Raw genomic sequence first — 22,912 nt, 5'->3', positions numbered from 1 at the left:
ATGGAAGGTACCCGTCCGGCCGCCGGGGCCGGAGCAGGCGACGCCGGCCCCGGCACCCGGGCGCACGCCGGACCACGCGCCCCCGTGCCCGCGGCCTCCCGCGCCCCCGGTACGCGCCCCGCCCGGCTCGCCCCCGTCGGCCGGGGCGCGCTGTTCTGGTGCGCCCTCGCGCTCCCCGCCGTCACGGCGGACCGGATCGGCCTCAACGAGCCGCGCCCCCTCTGGCAGCAGCTGACCGGACTGGCCGTGCTCGCCACGGCCGCCGCGCTGGCCCGGCGCGGCCCGCTCGCCGCGTTCGCACTCGCGGCCGCCCTGAGCCTGGCCGACACCCCCGCGCTGTTCAGCGTCTCCTACGGCCCCGCGCTCGCCGTCCTCGCCCTGCTGCTCGGCCTGCGCGCTTCACGGGCCCACCCCGCGGTGGCCGTCCTCGCCGGCACCGCCGTCGTCGGCGTCGCGCGGATCGCGCTCGTCGGCGTCGACCCGGCGCCCGAGGTGCTGGTCCTGACCGGCACCCTGCTCTTCGTCTGCGTCCTGCCCTGGCTGGGCGGCCGCTACTGGCGCCAGAGCCGCGCGCTCGCCGAGGCCGGCTGGACCCGGGCGGCGCGCCTGGAGGACGAGCGACGGCACGCGGAGGAGCGGGCCAGACTCCGTGAACGGGCCAGGATCGCCCAGGACATGCACGACTCCCTCGGCCACGAACTGAGCCTGCTCGCGCTGCGCGCCGCCGCCCTCCAGGTGGCCCCGGACCTCGGCCCCGCCCACCGCGCCGCCGCCGCCGAACTGCGGGTCGCCGCCGCCGACGCCACCGACCACCTGCACCGCATCATCGGCGTCCTGCGCGAGGACGACGAGGACGACCGGGAGGACGGGCCCCTGCCCCTCGCCCCGGCCGGCGAGAGCGTGGAGCAACTCGTCGCCCGGGCCGCCGAGTCGGGACTGCCCGTCCGCTGGGAACCCCGGCACACCCCCGACCCGCCCGCCGACCCCGGCGGCCTCGCCGACCGGCTCCTCTACCGGATCGTGCGCGAGGCGCTGACCAACGCGGCCCGGCACGCCCCCGGCGCCCCCGTCGCCGTGTCCCTCACCGGGCAGGCCTCCGGCACGACGGTGACCGTCACCAACACCGCTGCGACCGGGCCCGGTTCCCCCTCGGCCGGGGGCTCGGGCCTGCTCGGGCTGCGCGCCGCCGTCGCCTCCCTGGGCGGCGAGTTCACGGCGGGCCCGCACGGGGAGGGCTTCCGCGTCCGGGCGTACGTCCCCGCCGTCCGTACCGCGGCCCCCGCCCCGGCTCCCTCACCCACCGCCCCCTTCACCCGCGCCCGCCGCCGCGTCGCCCTGGGCCTGGGCGCCGCCGCCGTCGCGGGTCTGGTCCTGCTCGGCGCTGCCTTCGGCTGGTACGCGTACACCGAGACCCGCTCCGTGCTGACCCCGTCCGCCTACGCGCACCTGCGCACCGGCACGCCGTACGAGGAGATGGCACCGGTACTGCCGTCGCGCGAGGCGCACGACCCGCCCACCGGCCGCGCCCCCGCGCCGCCCCCGGGCGCCGACTGCCGCTTCTACCGGGCGAGCGGCGAACTCCTCACCTCCATCGACCACTTCCGGCTCTGCTTCGACCGACGCGACCGCCTCGTCGCGAAGGACGTCGTCCCGGGCCTGCACGACGCACGACGAGAGGAGATCCGACGGTGATCCGGGTCCTGCTGGCCGACGACGAGGCCATGGTCCGCGCGGGAGTACGCGCCATCCTGGCGAGCGGCGGCGAGAGCGAGGTCGTCGCGGAGGCCGGCGACGGCCGCGAGGCGGTCGAACTGGCCCGCGCCCACCGCCCCGACGTGGTCCTGCTGGACATCCGCATGCCCCGCCTGGACGGCCTCACGGCGGCCGAGGAGATCGTGCGCACCGTCCCCGGCACCGCGGTCGCCATGCTGACCACGTTCTCCGAAGAGTCCTACGTGGCCCGCGCCCTGGCCGCCGGCGCCACCGGCTTCCTGCTCAAGTCCGGGGACCCGTACGAACTGATGGCGGGCGTCAGGGCCGTGGCGGAGGGCGCCGCCTTCCTCTCCCCGAAGGTCGCCCGGTACGTCGTCGAGGACCTCGGCCGGGACGGCGGCCGGATCGCCCGCGAGGAGCACGCCCGCACCCGCGTGGCCCGCCTGAGCCCCCGGGAACGCGAGGTCCTCGGCCTGGTCGGCGCGGGCCTGTCCAACCCGGAGATCGCCGCCCGGCTGCATCTCGTCGAGGGCACGGTGAAGGCCTACGTGAGCGCGGTCCTGGACCGGCTGGAGGTGCGCAACCGCGTCCTCGCCGCGATCGTCGCCCATGAGGCGGGACTGGTCGACGCGGACGCCTGAGCCGTCAACGGCGCCGGTGCGCGGGGGAGCCGGCCCCCGACTCCACCGCCCCCGGCCCGGTCACCCACCGCACCACCGGCGCCGACGAGTCCCGCATCGCCCCGGCCACCCGCGTCGCCGGCCGTATCCCCAGGCGTACCGCCGCGACGGCGACGACCGCGCCGAGCAGCAGCCCGGCGACGACGTCGTGCGGGTAGTGGACGCCGACGAAGACCCGGGAGAAGGCCATCAGCAGGGCGAGCGGCACCGTCACCCGGACCGCCGTCCAGCGGACCAGGGCCAGGGCGGCGGCCGCACCGCCCGCGATGGTCGCGTGGTTGCTGGGGAAGGACCAGTCACCGGTCGGCGGGCACTGCGCCAGCGAGGACACCGCCCCGGCGACGGCACGGCACGGACGCTCCTCCTCGACAAAGGACTTGAGCAGCTCACTGCACACGTACGCCACAGCCGTGGCCAGGGGTGCAAGGACCGCGATCGCGAACGCTCGCGGGTCGCCGCGCCGCGACCGCCACCAGGCCACGACGAACAGCGCGCCGAACACCAGGAGTCCCGCCTCCGTCCCCACCTCCGCCGTGTGCCGGACCCACGCGGGGCTGTCCTGGGCGATACCGGTGATGTCACGGTAGAGAGCGTCGTCCTCGAAGGTCATGCTCACGGACGGTAGGCGGACGCCGGAAACGGTCACACCCCGCGATCGACACCCGCGTCACCCGACGATCGGCAGGGGGTCCGGTCGATCTCCGGAATGATGATCCGTAAAAGTTGCGGGCCTGAACGGCGGGTGGGACCGGGGAACGCGCGGATCTCTCGTACAGTTTGCGCCGTGGGATCTCTGCGCAATCCGGTCGGGCCGCTTCCCTCCTCCATCTACTGGCGACGGAGGGCCGTACTGCTGTCCCTGCTCGCCCTGTTGGCGCTGCTGATCACGTGGATCGTGGTCTCCGGCGGCGGAGGCGGCGGCAAGGGCCGCGACGACGGAGCCGACGGCAAGAATCCGGCCCCGTCGATCACTCCGGGGCCCTCGGGCTCCGGGCCCGCGATCAGTGAGGCCCCGGGCGGCCGGGACGAGTCGGAGGGCACCGACTCCGGTGGCACCGGCTCGGGTTCGGGCTCCGGAGGCGGGGACGGCTCGGACGAGGGCGCCGGTTCGGGCTCCGGCTCCGGCGGCGGCTCCGGCGACCCGGGCAGCGCCGGCGGCGCGGGCTCCGGGGGCGGCGCGGTGACCGGCGTCGGCGCGGGGGACGTGCTGCCGGGCGGTTCGGCCCTGCCCAACTGCACGCCGGGCGCCGTGAAGTTCAGCCTGCGCAGCGTCCGCAACAGCTACACGCCCGGCCAGACCCCGGCCTTCGAACTGACCGCGCGGAACACGTCCGGCGGCGACTGCAAGGTCGATCTGGGCCCCGAGCACGCGGTGTTCACCATCACCCCGGCCACCGGGGACGACGCCTACTGGGCCTCGGACGACTGCGTGAAGGACAAGAGCAAGGCCAGCCTGAAGTACCGGGTGGCCGCGGGCAGCGGCATCACCTACACGGTGAAGTGGGACCGCAGGCCGAGCGCCCCCGAGTGCGGTACGCCCCCGGCGGGCTCGGCCAAGGCAGGGACGTACCTGGTGGAGGCCAAGGCACCCGGCTTCGAGAAGGTCCGCACGTCCTTCGTGCTCAAGGACGACTGACCCGACCCGGGAAGGACCGCGCGGTCAGACGTACCGCTCCAGGATCGACGACTCCGCGAGCCGCGACAGCCCCTCGCGCACGCTGCGGGCCCGCGCCTCGCCGACGCCGTCGACCGTCTGGAGGTCGTCGACACTGGCGGCGAGCAGCTTCTGCAGCCCGCCGAAGTGCTCCACGAGGCGGTCGATGATGGCGCCCGGCAGCCGCGGCACCTTCGCCAGCAGCCGGAAGCCGCGCGGCGAAACCGCCGAGTCCAGCGTCTCGGGGGACCCGGTGTAACCCAGCGCCCGGGCCACCGTGGACAGTTCGAGCAGCTCGGCGTGGCTGAGCTTGTCCAGCTCGGCGAGCGCCTCGTCGACCGTACGGGACCGCTTGGCGGTCGGCTCGGGCACGTAGTCCCGCACGACCAGCTCGCGTTCGGGCTCCACGCCGGCGATCAGCTCGTCCAGCTGGAGCGCGAGCAGCCGCCCGTCCGTCCCCAGCTCGACCACGTACTCGGCGATCTCGGTGGCGATCCGGCGCACCATCTCCAGCCGCTGCGCGACCGCCGACACGTCCCGGACGGTCACCAGGTCCTCGATCTCCAGCGCGGAGAGCGTGCCGGCGACCTCGTCGAGGCGGAGCTTGTAGCGCTCCAGGGTGGCCAGCGCCTGGTTGGCCCGGGACAGGATCGCCGCGGAGTCCTCCAGCACCCGCCGCTGCCCGTCGACATAGAGGGCGATGAGCCGCATGGACTGCGAAACGGACACGACGGGGAAGCCGACCTGCTTGCTGACCCGGTCCGCCGTACGGTGCCGGGTGCCGGTCTCCTCGGTCGGAATGGTCGGGTCGGGCAGCAGCTGCACACCCGCCCGCAGGATCTTCGACAGGTCCGAGGAGAGCACGATGCCGCCGTCGAGCTTGCACAGCTCGCGCAGGCGGGTCGCCGTGAACTCGACGTCCAGCACGAAGCCGCCCGTGCACATCGCCTCGACGGTCTTGTCCGACCCCAGCACCATGAGACCGCCGGTGTTGCCGCGAAGGACCCGTTCCAGGCCGTCCCGCAGCAGGGTGCCGGGCGCCACGGCGCTCAGCGAGGCGCGCATCAGGCCATCGGCACCGGCACTCCCACCGGACTTTCCGGGAGCTGCTGCCCGGTCGTTGGCTGCCACTGCACTCCTCCGGTCGCAGGTTCTTCTGGCGCGCCCGCGTCGCACACTCGGTCGTACGGACGGGCGAGACCAGGGCAAAGTCTACCGGCGGTCCTCCTCCTCCCGTGGGGCGTCTCGCCGACGCGAGCGCGGAAGCACCCGCAGGGCGTCCCCTATGTCCGCGACTTCCAGGACCTTCATGCCGTCGGGAACCCTGCCGGGGTCGCTCGGTACCAGGGCGTGCGTGAAGCCCAGCCGGTGCGCCTCGGAGAGCCGGCGCTGCACGCCCGTGACCCGTCTCACCTCCCCGGCGAGGCCGACCTCACCGATCGCGACGAGGTTCTTGGGCAGCGGGGTGTCGCTGGCCGCGCTGGCCAGCGCGAGCGCGACGGCGAGGTCGGCGGCCGGCTCGGACAGCTTCACCCCGCCCACGGTCGCGCTGTAGATGTCCCGCTTCCCCAGCGCGCTGATCCGGCCGCGCTGCTCCAGCACCGCCAGCATCATGGACACCCGGGACGTCTCGAGCCCCGAGGTCGTGCGCCGGGGCGACGGAATCTGGGAATCCACGGTGAGCGCCTGCACCTCGGCCACCAGCGGACGGCGCCCCTCCAGGGTGACGGTCAGACAGGTACCGGGCACCGGCTCGGCGCGCCGGGTGAGGAACAGCCCGCTGGGGTCGGCCAGCCCGGTGATGCCCTCGTCGTGCAGCTCGAAGCAGCCGACCTCGTCGGTCGTCCCGTACCGGTTCTTGACGCCCCGCACTAGCCGCAGCCGCGCGTGCCGGTCGCCCTCGAAGTGCAGCACGACGTCCACCAGGTGCTCCAGCAGCCGCGGCCCGGCGATCGCCCCGTCCTTCGTGACGTGACCGACCAGCAGGGTGGACATCCCGCGCTCCTTGGAGGCCCGGATCAGCGCGCCCGCCACCTCCCGCACCTGTGCCATGCCGCCGGGAGCGCCGTCGATCTCGGGCGAGGCCACGGTCTGCACGGAGTCCATGATGAGCAGCGACGGCTTGACCGCGTCGAGGTGCCCGAGCACCGCCGCGAGATCGGTCTCGGCGGCGAGATAGAGGTGATCGTCGATCGCCCCGATCCGGTCGGCCCGCAGCCGCACCTGGCTCGCCGACTCCTCACCCGTGACGTACAGCGTCCGGTGCTCGTCGCTCGCGGACTTCGCGGCGACGTCCAGCAGCAGCGTGGACTTCCCGACCCCCGGCTCGCCCGCGACCAGCACCACGGCCCCCGGCACAAGACCCCCGCCGAGCACCCGGTCCAGCTCGGGCACACCGGTCGACCGCGCGGTCGCCTGCCGCCCGTCGACCTGCCCGATCGGCACGGCCGACGTGGTCACCCGCCCCGGCGCCGTCGTCCGCACGGCGGGCGCGCCGTACTCCTCGACGGTGCCCCAGGCCTGGCACTCGGGACAACGACCGAGCCACTTGGCCGTCTGCCAGCCGCACTCGGTGCAGCGGTAGGACGGCCGTTCCTTGGTGGACTTCGCACGAGCAGCCATGCACGAACCGTAACGGCCCCCACTGACACCGTGCCGGGCCCGCCCCCGGGCGACCCGAACCCGGCGTTCCCCAGTCACCCGGGGTGGGTGCGGGCCGGGGGTGGGTGACGCAACCCGGCGTAACGGGGCGCCGCCCGCGCCCACCCGTGCCGCCCCAGCGGCACGACTGCCCGCGGTAGCGAAGGCGGGTTGGCCGCGGACGGCGAGAAGGGGGTGTGCCGGGGGGTGTCCGCCCGCAGCGGTTGGCGCGTCAACGCCCCGCACATCTTGAGTCACCGATTCCGCGCCGTTCCGAGGACGGACACCCCCCGGCGCACCCCCGACCCACCCCCGAACCGAAGGCGCTACACGCACCCCCACCGGACCAGCCACAGGCCGCCGCAGGCACCTCCTGTCCCCTTATGAGGGATCGTTTCACCCGTACGGATTAAATGTGTCCAACGCGCCAGTTCGCGCCACCCACAGCCCCCTACGGTCGCCGAGTGATGAGGAGCAGTCCGGAGACCACGACCCGCACGACCGGCGCACACCGGGCGCACCGGGAGGCGCGCGACCGCGCCGCGGCGCGTTCGCTGGCGCAGCGACCTCCCGCGCGGTACGCCGCCTACGACGCCTATCTGGACGGCCTGTTCACGTACTGCCTGTCCGTCCTCTGCGACCACGCCGCCGCCACCGACGCCCTGAGCGACGTCCTAGCCCTGGCCCAGCGCCGCGGCCACCGCCCCCACCGCGCCCCCGGCGCCGCCCAGGACCGCAGGGCCTGGCTGTACGCCCTGGCCCGCTGGGCCTGCCTGCGCAAGCTGGCCGAAGCCAAGCAGAAACGTCAGAGCAGCCACCACACCCCGTCAGGCCCCGCCAAGACCACCTCCACCCCCACGCCCACCCCCACCTCCACGCCCGAACCCACCCCACCCGACGAGGCCACCCAGCAACGCCACCGCACCGAACTCGCCCTCCTCGCCTGGCCGGAGGCCGCCGGCACCACCCCCGAGCAGCGCGAGGCCCTGGAACTCGCCGTCCGCCACCGCCTCGCCCCGCACGAGGTGGCCGCGGTCCTCGGCATGGACCTGGCCACCGCCCGCGAACTCCTCGCCGCCGCCGCCTGCGAGGTCGAACGCACCCGCGCCGCCCTGGCCGTCGTGGAGACCGGCACCTGCGGCGGCGTGGCCCGCCTCACCGGCGACAACCGGTACGTGCTCAGCGCGGCCCTGCGCCGCGAGCTGGTCCGCCACGTGGACGACTGCCCCCGCTGCCGCCGCACCGCCGAGCGCGCGATCCCCGGCCGCTGGCCCGGCACCACCGTCACCCCGGCCGAACTCCCCGTCCTGGAGGCCCCGCGCGCCGCACTGCAGAGCACCCCGGCGCACCCCACGCGCGCGCGTCCCGCCGCTCCCCGCTTCGACCGCCGCGGCTTCCCCATGGACCCGAAGGACCGCGCGGCCCGCCGCGACCGGCTGCGCGCGCGTGCCGTGACGACCACGGTCGTCGCCACCGTCGTGGCCGCGCCGGTGTTCGCCCTGTGGGCGGCCTACCGCGGTACGCCCGTCGTCGAGGGCGAGGACGGCCGCTCGTCGAGCGCCAGCGAGGCGCAGAGCCCCGACGGCCTGGACGGCGACTCGGGCGGCGCGGGCTACGAGAACGCGGGCAACGCCAGCACCACCCCCGGCGCGGGCTTCGGGAAGAACGGCGGATCCGACGTCTCCGTGGAGGTCGTCAGCGTCTCCGGCGCCGACGAGAAGGGCGCCGCCGCCCTGCGCGTGACGGCCGGCAACCACGGCGACACCACGCTGATCACCCTGACCGCGACCGCGACCGGCGACGCCCCCGTGCGCTGGTCCGCGTCCACCGGCGCGTCCTGGCTCTACCTGAGCGAGTCCTCCGGCACCCTGCGCCCCGGCCAGTCCCTCACGATCCGGGTGCACGTCGACCACCTGCGCGAACCGTCCGGCCACTGGACCGCCCGGGTGGCCGTCTCGCCCGCCGGCGCGGTCGTCACCATCGACGGCTACGGCACGGCGCCCACACCGTCCCGCCCGGGCCCGCGCCCCAGCACCCCCGGCCACTCACCGTCGCCGTCCGCCCCGGACCCGGACCCGTCGCCCTCGACGTCGCGGCCGGACCCGGACCCGACGCCCACCGACGACCCGTCCCCCACGCCCACCGACCCGACCCCCACCGGCCCGTCCCCGACGGGCGGCACCGGCTCACCCCCGCCGACCGACACCGACGCCCCGAGCCCGACGACCCCCTAGAAACCACGCCCCACGAGCACCCCGGAACGCGGCACCGCGGCACCCCTCAGTGAACGGGATCCGCCGGATGCGGCGCCACCAGCGGCAACCGCGACGCCAGCCGCTCCTCGCACAGCTCGACCAGCCGGTCGTACCCCGCCTTGCCCATCAGCTCGATCAGCTCGGGCCGGTACGACACGTACACGGGGTCGCCCGCGCCGTGCGCGGAGGTCGCCGAGGTGCACCACCAGTGCAGGTCGTGCCCGCCCGGCCCCCACCCGCGCCGGTCGTACTCACCGATCGACACCTGGAGCACGCGCGTGTCGTCGGGCCGGTCGATCCACTCGTACGTCCGCCGCACCGGAAGCTGCCAGCACACGTCCGGCTTGGTCTCCAACGGCTCCCGCCCCTCCTTCAGGGCCAGGATGTGCAGCGAGCAGCCCGCGCCCCCGGCGAAACCGGGCCGGTTCTGGAAGATGCACGAGCCCTGGAAGGGCCGGGTCTGCCGGGAGCCCTCGTCGTCCTCGGAGATCCAGCCGTCGCGCGTGCCCTCGGCGTGGTGCTGCCAGATGTCCGGCGTGAGCCGCGCCACGTGCTCGGCGACGCGCTTCTCGTCGTCCTCGTCGGAGAAGTGCGCGCCCAGCGAGCAGCACCCGTCGTCCGCGCGGCCCGCCTGGATGCCCTGGCAGCCGCTGCCGAAGATGCAGTTCCAGCGGGAGGTCAGCCATGTCAGATCGCACCGGAAGACCTGCTCGTCGTCCGCCGGATCGGGGAACTCCACCCACACGCGGGCGAAGTCCAGCCCCTTCTCGTCGCCCACTACGCGCCTCTTGTCCTTCTTGGCCGACTTTTCAGCCTTCGCCTTTTTCGTCTTTGGCACGGCTCCAGGGTAAGACGCCGGAGCCGGATCGGGGCACCGCCGCCCGCCCCGCGGGCAGTAGCGTTCCGTACATGAGACTCGGTGTCCTCGACGTGGGTTCGAACACGGTGCACCTGCTGGTGGTCGACGCGCACCCCGGCGCCCGCCCCCTGCCCGCCCACTCGCACAAGGTGGACCTCCGCCTCGCCCAGCTCCTCGACGAGGACGGCGCCATCGGCCCCGACGGCGTCGACCAGCTGGTCGAGGTGGTCCACGAGGCGCTCCAGGCGGCCGAGGACAAGGGCGTCGAGGAGATCCTGCCGTTCGCCACCTCGGCCGTGCGCGAGGCGAGCAACGCCGACGACGTCCTCGCGCGCGTGCGGACCGAGACCGGCGTCGAGCTGACGGTGCTCAGCGGCGCCGAGGAGGCGCGGCTCACCTTCCTCGCCGTCCGCCGCTGGTTCGGCTGGTCGGCGGGCAAGCTGCTGGTCCTGGACATCGGCGGCGGCTCCCTGGAGATCGCCTACGGCATGGACGAGGAACCGGACACGGCCGCGTCGCTGCCGCTGGGCGCGGGCCGCCTCACCGCGGCCTGGCTGCCCGGCGACCCGCCCGACCCGGACGACGTCAGGGCGCTGCGCCGGCACGTCCGTACGGAGATCGCCCGGACGGTCGGCGAGTTCAGCCGCGCCGGTGCCCCCGACCACGTGGTCGCCACGTCCAAGACCTTCCGGCAGCTGGCCCGCATCGCGGGGGCCGCCCGCTCCGCCGAGGGCCTCTACGTCCAGCGCGAGCTGAAGCGGGCCTCCCTGGAGGCCTGGGTGCCGCGCCTGGCCGCCATGACCGCCGCCGAGCGCGCCGAACTCCCCGGCGTCTCGGAGGGCCGCTCCGGCCAGCTCCTGGCCGGCGCCCTGGTCGCCGAGGCCGCGATGGACCTCTTCCGCGTGGAGACCCTGGAGATCTGCCCGTGGGCCCTCAGGGAGGGCGTGATCCTCCGGCGCCTGGACCACATGGGCCAGCCGTGACGCGCCCCGAGGGAGCGCGGGGCCGTATCGACCAGCGGCTCCGCCGCGTGGGCCCGAGCGACCACACGGGACCCGCGGCCGCCCCGCGGCCGTCACCGCAACGGCGAACGGGCCCCCACACCCTCCAACCCGCACCCCGTACCCTGACCCCCGTGGCAAATCCCAGGGACGCAGTGCGTATCCCGGACGCGAAGGTCGCCCTGTCGACGGCTTCCGTCTATCCGGAGTCGACGGCGACGGCCTTCGAGATCGCCGCACGCCTCGGCTACGACGGCGTGGAGGTGATGGTCTGGACGGATCCGGTCAGCCAGGACATCGACGCGCTGCGCAGACTCAGCGACTACCACCGCGTGCCGATACTGGCCGTGCACGCACCGTGCCTGCTCATCACCCAGCGCGTCTGGTCCACCGACCCCTGGGTCAAGCTCCAGCGCGCCCGCGCCGCCGCCGAACGGCTCGGCGCGAGCACCGTGGTCGTGCACCCCCCGTTCCGCTGGCAGCGCCAGTACGCGCGGGACTTCGTCGACGGCATCTGGCGGATGGCCGACGAGACGGACGTCCGGTTCGCCGTCGAGAACATGTACCCCTGGCGCTACCGCGACCGCGAGATGCAGGCCTACGCCCCCGACTGGGACGTGACCAAGGACGACTACCGCCACTTCACGATCGACCTCAGCCACGCCTCCACCTCCCGCACCGACGCCCTCGACATGGTCGGCCGCATGGGCGACCGCCTGGGCCACGTCCACCTCGCCGACGGCAAGGGCTCCGCCAAGGACGAGCACCTGGTCCCCGGCCGGGGCGACCAGCCCTGCGCGGAGCTGCTGGAAGGGCTCGCGGACACCGGCTTCGACGGCCATGTCGTCATCGAGGTCAACACCCGGCGCGCGATGTCCGGCGCCGAACGTGAGGCCGATCTCGCCGAGGCCCTGGCCTTCGCCCGCCTGCACCTGGCGTCGGCGTCGCCGGCCTCCGCGGCGAAGGCGCGCGGCCGGTGAGCGACGCGGGCGGGACCACCCGCCGCCGCGGCCGGCCCCCGCGCGCGGAGTCCGGGGACACCCGCGACCGCATCCTCGACACCGCCCGCGAGGAGTTCTCCGAGCGCGGCTTCGAGAAGACCTCCGTGCGCGGCATCGCCAAGGCCGCCGGCGTCGACGCGGCGCTCGTGCACCACTACTTCGGCACCAAGGAGCAGATCTTCGAGGCGGCGATCGAGGTCGCCTTCGCGCCCGCGCTGGAGGCGCCGACCGCCATCGGCGACGGCCCCCTCGACCGGGTGGGCGAGCAGCTGACCCGCTTCATCTTCGGCATCTGGGAGAACCCGACGACCCGCAAGCCGGTGCTGGCCATCGTCCGCTCCGCCGTGAACAACGACGCCGCCGCCACCGTCTTCCGCCGGCTGATCGCCACGCAGGTGATGCAGCGGGTCGCCGCCCGCCTGGACGCCCCGGACGCCGAACTGCGCGTCGAGCTGGCCGCGGCGCAACTCGTCGGCTGCGCGATGCTCCGCTACGTGATCCGGGTGGAGCCGCTGGCCTCCGCCGACCCGGAGCGGATCGTGGCCCGGCTGGCCCCGGTCGTACAGGGCCACCTCACGGGCCCCTGAGGCCACGCCCGAGCCACGACCGGGGCCCGTACGCGAGACGAGCGTCCCGCATTCCGGACACCCTGTCCCGACCCCTGGATGACGGGCGTACGCTCGACGGCAGTCATAACTCTCCGAAGGAGCGAGCGACGATGCCCGAACTGAGGTCCCGCACAGTCACCCACGGCCGCAACATGGCGGGCGCCCGCGCCCTTATGCGTGCCTCCGGTGTACCCGGCGCGGACATCGGGCGGAAGCCGATCATCGCCGTCGCCAACAGCTTCACGGAGTTCGTGCCGGGCCACACCCACCTCGCCCCGGTCGGCCGCATCGTCAGCGAGGCGGTCGTCGCGGCCGGCGGCATCCCGCGCGAGTTCAACACCATCGCCGTGGACGACGGCATCGCGATGGGCCACGGCGGCATGCTCTACTCCCTGCCCTCCCGCGACCTCATCGCGGACAGCGTGGAGTACATGGTCGAGGCCCACTGCGCCGACGCCCTGATCTGCATCTCCAACTGCGACAAGATCACCCCGGGCATGCTCAACGCGGCCCTGCGCCTGAACATCCCGACGGTCTTCGTCTCCGGCGGCCCGATGGAGTCCGGCCGGGCCACCCTGGTGGACGGCACGGTCCGCACGCTGGACCTGGTCGACGCGATGTCGGAGGCGGTCAACGAGAAGATCTCCGACGAGGACATCCTCCGGATCGAGGAGAACGCCTGCCCCACCTGCGGCTCCTGCTCCGGCATGTTCACCGCCAACTCGATGAACTGCCTGACCGAGGCCATCGGCCTCTCCCTGCCGGGCAACGGCTCGGTGCTGGCCACCCACACGGCCCGCAAGGCGCTCTACGAGAACGCCGCCCGCACGGTCCTCGACCTGACCCGCCGCTACTACGAGCAGGACGACGACTCGGTCCTGCCCCGCAACATCGCCACCCCCGCGGCCTTCGGCAACGCCATGGCCCTGGACATCGCGATGGGCGGCTCCACCAACACGATCCTGCACCTGCTGGCCGCCGCCCAGGAGGCCGAGGTCTCCTACGGCCTCGCCGAGATGGACGCCCTCTCGCGCAGCGTCCCCTGTCTCGCCAAGGTCGCGCCCAACGTCGCCAAGGACCGCACGTACTACATGGAGGACGTGCACCGCGCCGGCGGCATCCCCGCCCTCCTCGGCGAGCTGCACCGCGGCGGCCTGCTCAACGAGGACGTGCACTCCGTGCACAGCCCGTCCCTGGCCGACTGGCTGAAGACCTGGGACGTGCGCGGCGGCTCCCCCTCCCAGGAGGCCGTGGAACTCTGGCACGCGGCCCCCGGCTGCAAGCGCTCCGCCGAGGCCTTCTCCCAGTCCGAGCGCTGGGACTCCCTGGACGACGACGCCGAGGGCGGCTGCATCCGCTCCGTCGAGCACGCCTACTCCAAGGACGGCGGCCTCGCGGTCCTGCGCGGCAACCTCGCCGCGGACGGCTGCGTGGTCAAGACGGCCGGCGTCGACGAGTCCATCTGGACCTTCGAGGGCCCGGCGGTCGTCTGCGAGTCCCAGGAGGAGGCCGTCCAGAAGATCCTCACCCAGCAGGTCAAGGAGGGCGACGTCGTCGTCATCCGCTACGAGGGCCCCAAGGGCGGCCCCGGCATGCAGGAGATGCTCTACCCGACCTCGTACCTGAAGGGCCGCGGCCTCGGCAAGGCCTGCGCCCTGGTCACCGACGGCCGCTTCTCCGGCGGCACCTCGGGCCTGTCCATCGGCCACGCCTCCCCGGAGGCGGCGGCCGGCGGCACGATCGCCCTCGTCGAGGACGGCGACCGGGTCCGCATCGACATCCCGAACCGCTCCATCGAACTGCTGGTGGACGACGCCGAACTGGCCCGCCGCGACCAGGCGCTGAACGGCGTGTACGCCCCGAAGAACCGCGACCGCAAGGTCTCCGCTGCCCTCAGGGCGTACGCCGCCATGGCGACCAGCGCGGACAAGGGCGCGGTCCGCGACGTGACCAAGCTGGGCTGACCCGCCCGGGACTCCGCCCGCAACCCAGTCGAGGACCCCGCCCCTACCAGGAGGCGGGGTCCCGCGCGTCCAGGCCGAACACGGTGCCGTCGGGCGCGGCGGCGAAGACGTGCCCGCCGGCGACCAGGGGCGAGGGCAGCGAGGCCGGGACCCGGTCGGAGTCGGGGCCGAGCCGCGTCCGGGTCTGGCCGAGGAGCTTGCCCGTGCGGGCGTCGACGCCCAGCAGCCGCCCGTCGGGCGCGGTGACGTACACGTGCCGGCCGTCGGACGCGGGAGCCGAGCCCCGGCTCACCCCCGTCTCCAACCGCCACTTCTGCCGCCCGGCCGCCATGTCGACGGCCACCAGCGAACCGCCCGCCCCGGCCAGGTACACGGTGTCCCCGTGCACGCCGGCCACCGCCTGCTCGACCGGGATCGGCAGGTCCACCCGGCGGGTCTCCCCGGTGGCGGGCGTGTAGCGCACGACGGCCCGCGCGTCGCCGTGGGCCGCCTCCTCGGGGACGAGGTACACGGACCCCTCCGCCGCCCCCACCAGCGCCAGCGACCCCTCCAGCTCCGCCTCCCACCGCACCTCACCGCCGGCCGGGTCCACCGCCGTGACCCGGGTGCGGCTCCCGTCCGCGGTCTCGCTCGTCGCGTACGCCGCGGGGCGCCGCTCCCCGGCGAACGACGTGAAGTACGGCACGGCCTGCCCGGGGATCCGGTGCGCCCAGCGCGTCCGCCCCGAGGCACTGTCCACGCCGGTCACCATCCCGTCGGCGCGGGTGAGCACGATCATGTCGCCGACGGTCCGCATGCCGTCGTACTGGGGCATGCCCGCCTGCCACACCGGCTCGCCGGTGGCCGGGTCGAGCGCCTCCTGCGGGCCCAGCAGCCCCGTCTCGGGCTGCACGAGCCCGCCCGACAGGACCGGCGGTTCGCTCCGCACGGACTCCTCGACGGCGTGCCGCCACAGGACACCCCCGTCGGCCGGGTCGACGGCGTAGACGAGCCCCGGCCGCGCGCACAGCAGGCGCCGCTCGGCGTACGAGCACTGGGGCATGCCCCCGCCCTCCCCGGCGGGCTTCGCCTCCCACGCGCGGAAGCCGCCCGGCGCCCCCTGCGCGGTGGGCGTCCCGCGCGCGGGTGCGCCGCCGTCGAGGACCTGGACCGCGACGAGCCCGCCGAGCACGGTGAGGCACAGCGCACCGGCCACCAGCGCGGCCCGCTTCCCGAGCCGCCGCCGGCCGGCCGCGGGCGGGGCATCCGGTGCCGCGCCGGGCGCCGGGTCCGATCCCTCTCCGGCAGCCTCTTCGTCCCGCTGCGCCGGTATGAACACCTGCGTGTCGTACGCCGCCGACTCCGACCGCATCCGCCGCATCAGCTCGTCCGGCGTGGGCCGTTCGTCCGGGTCCTTGGCCAGGCACCGCAGCACCAGCGGCGCCAGCGACTCGGGCACGCCGGTCAGGTCGGGCTCGTCGTGCACGACCTGGTAGGCGACGACGTACGGGCTGTCGGAGTCGAACGGCCCCCGCCCGGTCGCCGCGTGCACCATCAGCGACCCGAGGGCGAACACGTCGGCCGCGGGCCCCACCTCCCGGGGCCGCCGGAACTGCTCGGGCGCCATGAAGGGCGGTGTCCCGATCAACTTGCCGGTCTCGGTGCGCAGTTCGCTGTCCTTCGGCCGGGAGATGCCGAAGTCGATGACCTTCGGGCCGTCCTCGGCGAGCAGCACGTTGCTCGGTTTGAGGTCCCGGTGCACCACGCCGACCCGGTGGATGTCGCGCAGCGCCTCGGCGAGCCCGGCCATCAGCCGGCGCAACTGGGGCTCGTCCATGGGCCCGTTCCGCTTCACCTGCTCGGAGAGCGTGGGCCCGGGGATGTACAGCGTGGCCATCCAGGGCCGCCCGGCCTCCGGATCGGCGTCCACGACCGGCGCCGTGAAGGCCCCGCTGACCCGCCGGGCCGCGGCCACCTCCTGCCGGAAACGGCCCCTGAACTCGGGGTCCTTGGCATAGGAGGCGTGTACGACCTTCACCGCGACCCGCATCCCGGAGGTGCCCCGGGCCAGGTGGACGACACCCATGCCGCCGGAACCCAGGCGGGACTCCAGCCGGTAGTGACCGGCATAGTCCGGAACTTCCGCTTCCGCTCCCGCTCCGGCGTTCTGCTGCGGCGCCATGGCCCACTCCTGTGCTGTTCGTTCGCGCGAGCGACGCTCGGAGCCTAGTCGATGGGGCGTACGGGACAGAGGCGGCAGGCCGCCCTTCGTGTGCGAGTTGCGAACTGGTGTTTCATGGCTTGTTCTTGGGGTATCAACGGGGCCCCACGGAAGAGCGTGGGGCACAAAGGGGGAGGATTTCCATGTCTGTCGACCAGATTCCGGCCGTGGGGGACGGCGAGGACGCGAAGGCGGCGCCGGTCGCTGTGGCCACGGCCGCCGCGGCCCTGCGCACCTACCCGGTGGCACCGGGCTACCGGGTCAACGTCCGCAGCGGCCCCGGCACCGGCTACGCCGTCGTCCGGGTCCTGTCCGAGGGCGCCTCGGTCTCGATCGGCTGCCAGACGCCGGGCACCCGGGTCTCCGGCCCGTACGGCACGACGAACATCTGGGACGCCATCGGCGCCGGCCAGTACGTCTCCGACGCCTACGTCCGCACCGGCAGCGACGGCTACGTGGCGCCGCGCTGCTGATCCCGCCCGGAGCCCGCGGCACGTCCGGCGCCATAATCGACCCGTGAGCGCAGAGAACGGCAAGAACGGCATCCCGGACACCCCCGCGGGCTCCGCACCCGGCCCACGCCCCGAACCCCTCCGGTTCTACGGCACCACCTGGGTCGACCACGACGGCGGCTACGGCGCCCGGCGGGCGGGCCTCGCCGTCGGCTCCCTGGCCGTGGCGGCCGCCGCCTGCTTCGTACTCCGCATCGCCTACGACGGCCTTCAGATCGCCGACATCGGCAGCTTCGTCTCGCTGCTCATGGTCGTAATGTTCGCGATCTGCAGCGCCCTCGCCTTCCGCCACACCTGGTCCGCCTTCACCAGCCGCCCCGACCCCGACCGCCAGGCCTCCCTGCGCGGCCTGCTGGCCATCGGCTTCGTCGGCTCCCTCCTCGCCTACTTCCTCCGCACCCTCACCGAGGCCCCGGGCGAGAAGCTCCACCGCGCCGAGTACGAGAAGGCCCGCACGGAGTACGAGAAGCGCGCCACCCGCCGCTCCGGCAACCCGAAAAAACGCCGCCGCCGGTAGCGGGGACGCGGCCACCATGGCCGTATGACCACACCCGTGACCCCCGGGGAGGCCCGGCCCCCCGCCCGCCCCGACCGCGGCGCCCGCGCCCACTCCTTCAACGCCGCCGCGGCCCAGTACGCCGCGAACCGCCCCTCCTACCCGCCCGCCCTCCTCGACGCCCTGGAGGAGCTGGCCGGCCGGCCCCTCGCGGGCGCCCGCGTCGTGGACGCCGGCGCCGGCACCGGCATCGCCACCGCCCTCCTGCACGCCCGCGGCGCCGACGTACTCGCCGTGGAGCCCGGCGCCGGCATGGCCGCCGAGTTCCGCCGCGCCCTCCCCGACGTGCCGGTCGTCCGGGGCGACGGCAACGCCCTGCCCCTCGCCGCCCACCGCGCCGACTTCCTCACCTACGCCCAGGCCTGGCACTGGACCGACCCCGCCCGGGCGGTCCCGGAGGCCTGCCGGGTCCTGCGCCCGGGCGGCGCGCTCGCGCTCTGGTGGAACACCGACGCCCTCGACGTGCCGTGGATCGCGGCGGCCGCCCGCCGCATCGAGCACCACTTCGAGATCGACGTCGCCGCCGAGAAGCGCAACGGCGACGCCCGCGCGGCCGACCCCGCGCACACCCTCGCCTTCACCCGCCGCGACATCCGCTGGAGCCGCCGCGTCCCCCTCGACGTCCACCTCGCCAACCTCGGCAGCCACTCCGTCTTCCTGACCCACGGCGCGGACCACGCGGCCGCCTTCCTCGCCGAGGAGCGCCGCCACCTGCTGGCCGTCTTCCCGGACGGCGTCGTCGAGGAGACCTACGACGTCAACCTCCTCGTCGCGAGGACACCGACGGGTTGACGTCACGGGCCGCCGGGAGGAGTATTCATCACATGATGAATTACGCCTCCCGGCCCTCCGGGACGGCGGGCGGCGACGCCACCCCGCCCGCCGTCCGCGCACAGGACCTCACCGTCGTCCGAGGCCCCCGCACCGTCCTGCGCGGCCTCGGCTTCACCGTCCCGCGCGGCCGCATCACCGGCCTCCTCGGCCCCTCCGGCTGCGGCAAGTCGACCCTCATGCGCGCCATCGCCGGCACCCAGGCCAAGGCCACCGGCACCCTCAACGTCCTCGGCCGCCCGGCCGGCCACCCCGCCCTGCGCACCCGCATCGGCTACGTCACCCAGGCCCCCTCCGTCTTCGACGACCTGACCGTCCGCCAGAACCTCGACTACTTCGCCGCGATCCTCGCCCCCGGCCGCGCCGAGGCCGCCCACCGCCGCGAGGACGTCACCCGCGTCGTCGCCGAGGTCGACCTCACCGCCCACGCCGACGCCCTGGCCGGCAACCTCTCCGGCGGCCAGCGCAGCCGCGTCTCCCTCGCCGTCGCCCTCCTCGGCGCCCCCGAACTCCTGGTCCTCGACGAACCGACAGTCGGCCTCGACCCGGTCCTCCGCCGCGACCTGTGGACCCTCTTCCACTCCCTCGCCGCCGACCGCGGCACCACCCTCCTCGTCTCCTCCCACGTCATGGACGAGGCCGAGCGCTGCCACCGCCTCCTCCTCATGCGCGAGGGCCGGATCCTCGCCGACGACACGCCCGACGCCCTGCGCACCCGCACTGGCCGGGAGACCGTCGAGGAGGCCTTCCTGCACCTGGTCGACGAGGCCGGCACCGCCGCCCGTACAAAGGAGACGACCACCTCATGACCACCTCCGCGGCCCCCGCGCCCACCCTCACGCCCGCCCCCACCCGCGCCCTCAGCCTCACCCGCACCACCGCCACCGCGGCCCGCGTCCTGCGCCAGCTCGGCCACGACCCCCGCACCATCGCGCTCCTGCTCCTCATCCCCTGCGTGATGCTGTTCCTGCTGCGCTACGTCTTCGACGGCAGCCCGCGCACCTTCGACAACATCGGCGCCTCACTCCTCGGGATCTTCCCGCTGATCACGATGTTCCTGGTGACGTCCATCGCCACCCTGCGCGAGCGCACCTCCGGCACCCTCGAACGCCTCCTCGCCATGCCCCTCGGCAAGGGCGACCTCATCGCCGGCTACGCCCTCGCCTTCGGCACCCTCGCCATCGTCCAGTCGGCCCTCGCCACCGGCCTCGCGGTCTGGTTCCTCGGCCTGGACGTCACGGGCAGCCCCTGGCTGCTCCTCCTCGTGGCCCTGCTGGACGCCCTCCTCGGCACCGCGCTCGGCCTCTTCGTCTCGGCCTTCGCGGCCTCCGAGTTCCAGGCGGTGCAGTTCATGCCGGCCGTGATCTTCCCCCAGCTGCTCCTGTGCGGCCTCTTCACCCCGCGCGACAAGATGCACCCCGCCCTGGAGGCGATCTCCGACGTCCTGCCCATGTCCTACGCCGTCGACGGCATGAACGAGGTCCTGCGCCACACCGACATGACCGCGGCCTTCGTACGCGACACGGCCATCGTCGCGGGCTGCGCCCTCCTGGTCCTGGCCCTGGGCGCGGCAACCTTGAAACGCCGAACGGCATGACTCAGCCCGTCCGGCGTTTGAGGACGAGGCCGTCAGGCCGAAAGGGGGGTCTGGGGGCGCAGCCCCCAGGGACGGGACGGGAAGGGGCGGCGGGGGCGAAAACCCCTCGACGGCCGCCACCACCCACGTCCCGCGGACTGGACGCGGAGCCCGGCCCACCGCCGTGAGTGCGAGGATGACACCGGCCGAAACACACCAGACAGGGCACCGGAGGTCACCGAACGCCATGACCCAGAAAGTCGCAGTCCTCGGCACCGGCAAGATCGGCGAAGCCCTGCTCAGCGGCATGATCGGAGCCGGCTGGTCACCCGCCGACCTCCTGGTCACCGCCCGCCGCCAGGAGCGGGCCGACGAACTCCGCACCCGCTACGGAGTCACCCCCGTCACCAACGCCGAGGCCGCCAAGACCGCCGACACCCTCATCCTCACGGTCAAGCCGCAGGACATGGGCACGCTCCTCGACGAACTCGCCCCGCACATCCCCGCCGACCGCCTGGTCATCAGCGGCGCGGCGGGCGTGCCCACCAGCTTCTTCGAGGAGCGCCTCGCCACCGGCACCCCCGTGGTCCGCGTCATGACGAACACCCCCGCCCTCGTCGACGAGGCCATGTCCGTCATCTCCGCCGGCACCCACGCCACCGCCGGCCACCTCGCGCACGCGGAGGAGATCTTCGGCGCCGTCGGCAAGACCCTCCGCGTCCCCGAGTCCCAGCAGGACGCCTGCACCGCCCTCTCCGGCTCCGGCCCGGCGTACTTCTTCTACCTGGTCGAAGCCATGACCGACGCGGGCATCCTGCTCGGCCTGCCCCGCGACAAGGCCCACGACCTGATCGTCCAGTCCGCGATCGGCGCCGCGAAGATGCTCCGCGACAGCGGCGAACACCCGGTGAAGCTCCGCGAGAACGTGACCTCCCCCGCCGGCACCACGATCAACGCCATCCGCGAACTGGAGAGCCACGGCGTCCGCGCCGCGCTCATCGCCGCCCTGGAAGCGGCCCGCGACCGCAGCCGCGAACTGGCCTCCGGCACCAAGGACTGAGGCGGGCCCCGAAGGAGCCCGCCCCCCCGGCCTAGGGCGTCGCCGTCCCGGGCGGCAGCAGCCCGATGGCCCGGTAGGCCGCGTCGACGGTCGGCCGGGCCATGCCCCGCGCCTTCTCTGCACCCTCCCGCAGCACGCCCTCGACGTAACCGGGATCCGCGCACAGCTCCTGGTGCCGCCGCTGCACCGGCCGCAGCACCTCGACGACCGCCTCCGCGGTGTCCTTCTTCAGGGCGCCGTACGAGTCGTACTTCCCGGCCAGCTCGGCGGGGTCGCCGCCCGCGCACGCGGCGAGGATCTCCAGCAGGTTCGCGAGCCCCGGCCGCTCCTCCCGGTCGTACACGACCTCGCGCCCGCTGTCGGTCACCGCCCGCATGACCTTCTTGCGCACCACGTCCGGCTCGTCGAGCAGGTAGACGATCCCCGGCCCGACATCGTCGCTCTTGCCCATCTTGGAAGTCGGCTCCAGCAGGTTCATCACCCGCGCCGCCACCGCCGGACTCGTGGCCCGCGGCACCACGAAGGTGTGCCCGTAGCGCTGGTTGAACCGCACCGCGAGGTCCCGCGCCAGCTCCACGTGCTGCGTCTGGTCGTGCCCGACCGGCACCTCGTCCGTCCCATACGCCAGGATGTCCGCCGCCATCAGCACGGGATACGTCAGCAGCGACAGCCGCACACTCCCGCCCCGCTCCCGCTCCCGCGCGGCCTTCTCCTTGTACTGGATCATCCGCCGCATCTCCCCGTCGGTCGCCACGCACTCCAGTACGTACGACAGCCGGGCGTGCTCGTCCACGTGACTCTGCACGAACACGGTGCACAGCTCCGGATCCAGCCCGGCCGCCAGCAGCAGCGACGCCGCCTGCCGGCTGAGTCTGCGCACCCGCGCCGGGTCGTGGTCCACGGTCAGCGCGTGCAGGTCCACGACACAGAACAGGGCGTCGGACCGGTGCTGGTCCACCGCGGCCCACCGCCGCATCGCCCCCAGGTAGTTCCCCAGCGTCAGGTGCCCCGTCGGCTTGACCCCACTGAAGACCCGCGTCATCTCTCCACCTCCTGGCCAGGGCCGCCGCCACCCGCCGGCCGCCCCTCCTGGAGGGAGATACGAGAACGGCCGCCGAAGCGGCGGCCGTTGAGTGCATACGTGACTACGGCCGCCGTCAGGCGGCCCACCAGAGCTGGCTACACGTACGCGTCGTCATGAGCGCCACACTACGCCTCCGGAGGCCGCCCCGACCTGGATTTGACACGGCCCACCCGCACTCGTAGTGTGCTCCGAGTTGTCCGACGTGAGCGCCGACCCCGGTCGGTCCCCGGACAGCGATTCCGCAACTACCGACCTTCGACGGGTTACCCGTTCATTGGCGTGCGTATTTACGGAATGAGGAATCCACGTTCGAAAGGACACGGCCCCCGATTAGCTCGGGAGCTGGGAATCCGCTAGAGTCTCACCTCGTCGGAACGGCCCAACAGCCGGGAAGACAGCCCCCTCTGACGGGGAATCAGAGCCCGAAAGGATCTGATAGAGTCGGAACCGCCGGAAAGGGAAACGCGAAAGCGGGAACCTGGAAAGCACCGAGGAAATCGGATCGGAAAGATCTGATAGAGTCGGAAACGCAAGACCGAAGGGAAGTGCCCGGAGGAAAGCCCGAGAGGGTGAGTACAAAGGAAGCGTCCGTTCCTTGAGAACTCAACAGCGTGCCAAAAGTCAACGCCAGATATGTTGATACCTCCGGCCTGACCGGTTCTTCCGGTTCAGGTTGAGGTTCCTTTGAAATACACACAGCGAGGACGCTGTGGACAGT

20 protein-coding genes are annotated in these 22,912 nt (G+C 73.8%); 14 read left to right on the top strand and 6 right to left on the bottom strand.

Annotated elements, in window-relative coordinates; translation table 11 throughout:
- Both IE108_RS00100 and IE108_RS00095 read left to right on the top strand, forming a co-directional pair.
- Positions 1 to 1,692, top strand: a complete 1,692-nt coding sequence (locus tag IE108_RS00100; RefSeq protein WP_079163614.1) for a sensor histidine kinase — start codon at positions 1 to 3, stop codon at positions 1,690 to 1,692.
- The gene (locus IE108_RS00095) at positions 1,689 to 2,354 is read left to right on the top strand and encodes a response regulator transcription factor (protein ID WP_064729136.1); all 666 of its coding nucleotides are present in this window, start codon (positions 1,689 to 1,691) and stop codon (positions 2,352 to 2,354) included. Before IE108_RS00100 ends, IE108_RS00095 begins: the two co-directional genes overlap by 4 nt.
- Positions 2,355 to 2,358: 4 nt before the next feature.
- Here IE108_RS00095 and IE108_RS00090 read toward each other — a convergent pair whose 3' ends face one another.
- Positions 2,359 to 3,003, bottom strand: coding sequence for a phosphatase PAP2 family protein (locus tag IE108_RS00090; protein ID WP_189397543.1), 645 nt, complete (start codon positions 3,001 to 3,003; stop codon positions 2,359 to 2,361).
- A gap of 174 nt (positions 3,004 to 3,177) precedes the next feature.
- Between IE108_RS00090 and IE108_RS00085 the strand changes: the two genes are divergently transcribed.
- On the top strand, positions 3,178 to 4,029 hold the full coding sequence (locus tag IE108_RS00085) for a hypothetical protein (RefSeq protein WP_064729138.1): 852 nt from the start codon (positions 3,178 to 3,180) through the stop codon (positions 4,027 to 4,029).
- Positions 4,030 to 4,053: 24 nt separating this feature from the next.
- Here IE108_RS00085 and disA read toward each other — a convergent pair whose 3' ends face one another.
- Together disA and radA are read right to left on the bottom strand one after the other, a co-directional pair.
- The gene (gene disA, locus IE108_RS00080) at positions 4,054 to 5,178 is read right to left on the bottom strand and encodes a DNA integrity scanning diadenylate cyclase DisA (protein ID WP_064729139.1); all 1,125 of its coding nucleotides are present in this window, start codon (positions 5,176 to 5,178) and stop codon (positions 4,054 to 4,056) included.
- An 81-nt stretch (positions 5,179 to 5,259) separates the two neighbouring features.
- Positions 5,260 to 6,669, bottom strand: a complete 1,410-nt coding sequence (radA, locus tag IE108_RS00075; RefSeq protein WP_064729140.1) for a DNA repair protein RadA — start codon at positions 6,667 to 6,669, stop codon at positions 5,260 to 5,262.
- A 485-nt stretch (positions 6,670 to 7,154) separates the two neighbouring features.
- Here radA and IE108_RS00070 point away from each other — a divergent pair, with 485 nt between their 5' ends.
- Positions 7,155 to 8,921, top strand: a complete 1,767-nt coding sequence (locus tag IE108_RS00070; protein WP_064729141.1) for a BACON domain-containing protein — start codon at positions 7,155 to 7,157, stop codon at positions 8,919 to 8,921.
- 46 nt (positions 8,922 to 8,967) lie between these two features.
- Here the strand turns inward: IE108_RS00070 and IE108_RS00065 are convergent, their stop codons facing one another.
- Positions 8,968 to 9,780: a DUF3109 family protein gene (locus IE108_RS00065; RefSeq protein ID WP_064729142.1), complete on the bottom strand. Its 813-nt coding sequence runs from the start codon at positions 9,778 to 9,780 to the stop codon at positions 8,968 to 8,970.
- A gap of 71 nt (positions 9,781 to 9,851) precedes the next feature.
- Between IE108_RS00065 and IE108_RS00060 the strand changes: the two genes are divergently transcribed.
- From IE108_RS00060 to ilvD, 4 genes are all read left to right on the top strand, one after another.
- Entirely contained in the window at positions 9,852 to 10,784 is a 933-nt protein-coding gene (locus tag IE108_RS00060) for a Ppx/GppA family phosphatase (protein WP_064729143.1), read from the top strand.
- A gap of 152 nt (positions 10,785 to 10,936) precedes the next feature.
- Positions 10,937 to 11,782: a sugar phosphate isomerase/epimerase family protein gene (locus IE108_RS00055; RefSeq protein WP_064729144.1), complete on the top strand. Its 846-nt coding sequence runs from the start codon at positions 10,937 to 10,939 to the stop codon at positions 11,780 to 11,782.
- On the top strand, positions 11,779 to 12,390 hold the full coding sequence (locus IE108_RS00050) for a TetR/AcrR family transcriptional regulator (RefSeq protein ID WP_064729145.1): 612 nt from the start codon (positions 11,779 to 11,781) through the stop codon (positions 12,388 to 12,390). The genes IE108_RS00055 and IE108_RS00050 overlap by 4 nt, the downstream gene beginning before the upstream one ends.
- A 131-nt stretch (positions 12,391 to 12,521) precedes the next feature.
- The gene (gene ilvD, locus IE108_RS00045; RefSeq protein ID WP_064729146.1) at positions 12,522 to 14,375 is read left to right on the top strand and encodes a dihydroxy-acid dehydratase; all 1,854 of its coding nucleotides are present in this window, start codon (positions 12,522 to 12,524) and stop codon (positions 14,373 to 14,375) included.
- Positions 14,376 to 14,418: 43 nt separating this feature from the next.
- On the opposite strand, the gene IE108_RS00040 is transcribed toward ilvD, so the two are convergent.
- Entirely contained in the window at positions 14,419 to 16,536 is a 2,118-nt protein-coding gene (locus IE108_RS00040) for a serine/threonine-protein kinase (RefSeq protein ID WP_064729147.1), read from the bottom strand.
- Positions 16,537 to 16,718: 182 nt separating this feature from the next.
- Here IE108_RS00040 and IE108_RS00035 point away from each other — a divergent pair, with 182 nt between their 5' ends.
- From IE108_RS00035 to proC, 6 genes are all read left to right on the top strand, one after another.
- Positions 16,719 to 17,048, top strand: coding sequence for a hypothetical protein (locus tag IE108_RS00035; protein ID WP_064729148.1), 330 nt, complete (start codon positions 16,719 to 16,721; stop codon positions 17,046 to 17,048).
- A 43-nt stretch (positions 17,049 to 17,091) separates the two neighbouring features.
- Positions 17,092 to 17,604 (top strand): hypothetical protein, encoded by a 513-nt coding sequence (locus tag IE108_RS00030; RefSeq protein ID WP_064729149.1) that lies wholly within the window; start codon positions 17,092 to 17,094, stop codon positions 17,602 to 17,604.
- A 24-nt stretch (positions 17,605 to 17,628) separates the two neighbouring features.
- Positions 17,629 to 18,435, top strand: coding sequence for a class I SAM-dependent methyltransferase (locus IE108_RS00025; RefSeq protein ID WP_064729150.1), 807 nt, complete (start codon positions 17,629 to 17,631; stop codon positions 18,433 to 18,435).
- A gap of 32 nt (positions 18,436 to 18,467) precedes the next feature.
- Complete coding sequence (locus IE108_RS00020; protein ID WP_064729151.1) at positions 18,468 to 19,283, top strand: ABC transporter ATP-binding protein; 816 nt, start codon at positions 18,468 to 18,470, stop codon at positions 19,281 to 19,283.
- Complete coding sequence (locus IE108_RS00015; RefSeq protein WP_064729152.1) at positions 19,280 to 20,071, top strand: ABC transporter permease; 792 nt, start codon at positions 19,280 to 19,282, stop codon at positions 20,069 to 20,071. The genes IE108_RS00020 and IE108_RS00015 overlap by 4 nt, the downstream gene beginning before the upstream one ends.
- A gap of 226 nt (positions 20,072 to 20,297) precedes the next feature.
- Positions 20,298 to 21,110 carry a pyrroline-5-carboxylate reductase gene (gene proC, locus IE108_RS00010; protein WP_064729153.1) on the top strand — a complete coding sequence of 271 codons (813 nt, stop codon included), beginning with the start codon at positions 20,298 to 20,300 and terminating at the stop codon, positions 21,108 to 21,110.
- A gap of 31 nt (positions 21,111 to 21,141) precedes the next feature.
- On the opposite strand, the gene trpS is transcribed toward proC, so the two are convergent.
- Positions 21,142 to 22,152 (bottom strand): tryptophan--tRNA ligase, encoded by a 1,011-nt coding sequence (trpS, locus tag IE108_RS00005; protein ID WP_064729154.1) that lies wholly within the window; start codon positions 22,150 to 22,152, stop codon positions 21,142 to 21,144.
- Positions 22,153 to 22,912 lie beyond the last annotated feature (760 nt).

The sequence above is a fragment of the Streptomyces parvulus genome (genome assembly GCF_014648855.1).
Classification (GTDB): Bacteria; Actinomycetota; Actinomycetes; order Streptomycetales; family Streptomycetaceae; genus Streptomyces; species Streptomyces parvulus.
This window is presented reverse-complemented; position numbering and strand designations above follow the sequence as displayed.

Coding starts and splice junctions, on each gene's coding strand:
- IE108_RS00100 (WP_079163614.1), top strand. CDS start 1: ATGGAAGGTACCCGTCCGGCCGCCGGGGCCGGAGCAGGCGACGCCGGC.
- IE108_RS00090 (WP_189397543.1), bottom strand. CDS start 3,003: ATGACCTTCGAGGACGACGCTCTCTACCGTGACATCACCGGTATCGCC.
- radA (WP_064729140.1), bottom strand. CDS start 6,669: ATGGCTGCTCGTGCGAAGTCCACCAAGGAACGGCCGTCCTACCGCTGC.
- IE108_RS00070 (WP_064729141.1), top strand. CDS start 7,155: ATGAGGAGCAGTCCGGAGACCACGACCCGCACGACCGGCGCACACCGG.
- IE108_RS00060 (WP_064729143.1), top strand. CDS start 9,852: ATGAGACTCGGTGTCCTCGACGTGGGTTCGAACACGGTGCACCTGCTG.
- ilvD (WP_064729146.1), top strand. CDS start 12,522: ATGCCCGAACTGAGGTCCCGCACAGTCACCCACGGCCGCAACATGGCG.
- IE108_RS00040 (WP_064729147.1), bottom strand. CDS start 16,536: ATGGCGCCGCAGCAGAACGCCGGAGCGGGAGCGGAAGCGGAAGTTCCG.
- IE108_RS00035 (WP_064729148.1), top strand. CDS start 16,719: ATGTCTGTCGACCAGATTCCGGCCGTGGGGGACGGCGAGGACGCGAAG.
- IE108_RS00025 (WP_064729150.1), top strand. CDS start 17,629: ATGACCACACCCGTGACCCCCGGGGAGGCCCGGCCCCCCGCCCGCCCC.
- IE108_RS00020 (WP_064729151.1), top strand. CDS start 18,468: ATGATGAATTACGCCTCCCGGCCCTCCGGGACGGCGGGCGGCGACGCC.
- IE108_RS00015 (WP_064729152.1), top strand. CDS start 19,280: ATGACCACCTCCGCGGCCCCCGCGCCCACCCTCACGCCCGCCCCCACC.
- proC (WP_064729153.1), top strand. CDS start 20,298: ATGACCCAGAAAGTCGCAGTCCTCGGCACCGGCAAGATCGGCGAAGCC.
- trpS (WP_064729154.1), bottom strand. CDS start 22,152: ATGACGCGGGTCTTCAGTGGGGTCAAGCCGACGGGGCACCTGACGCTG.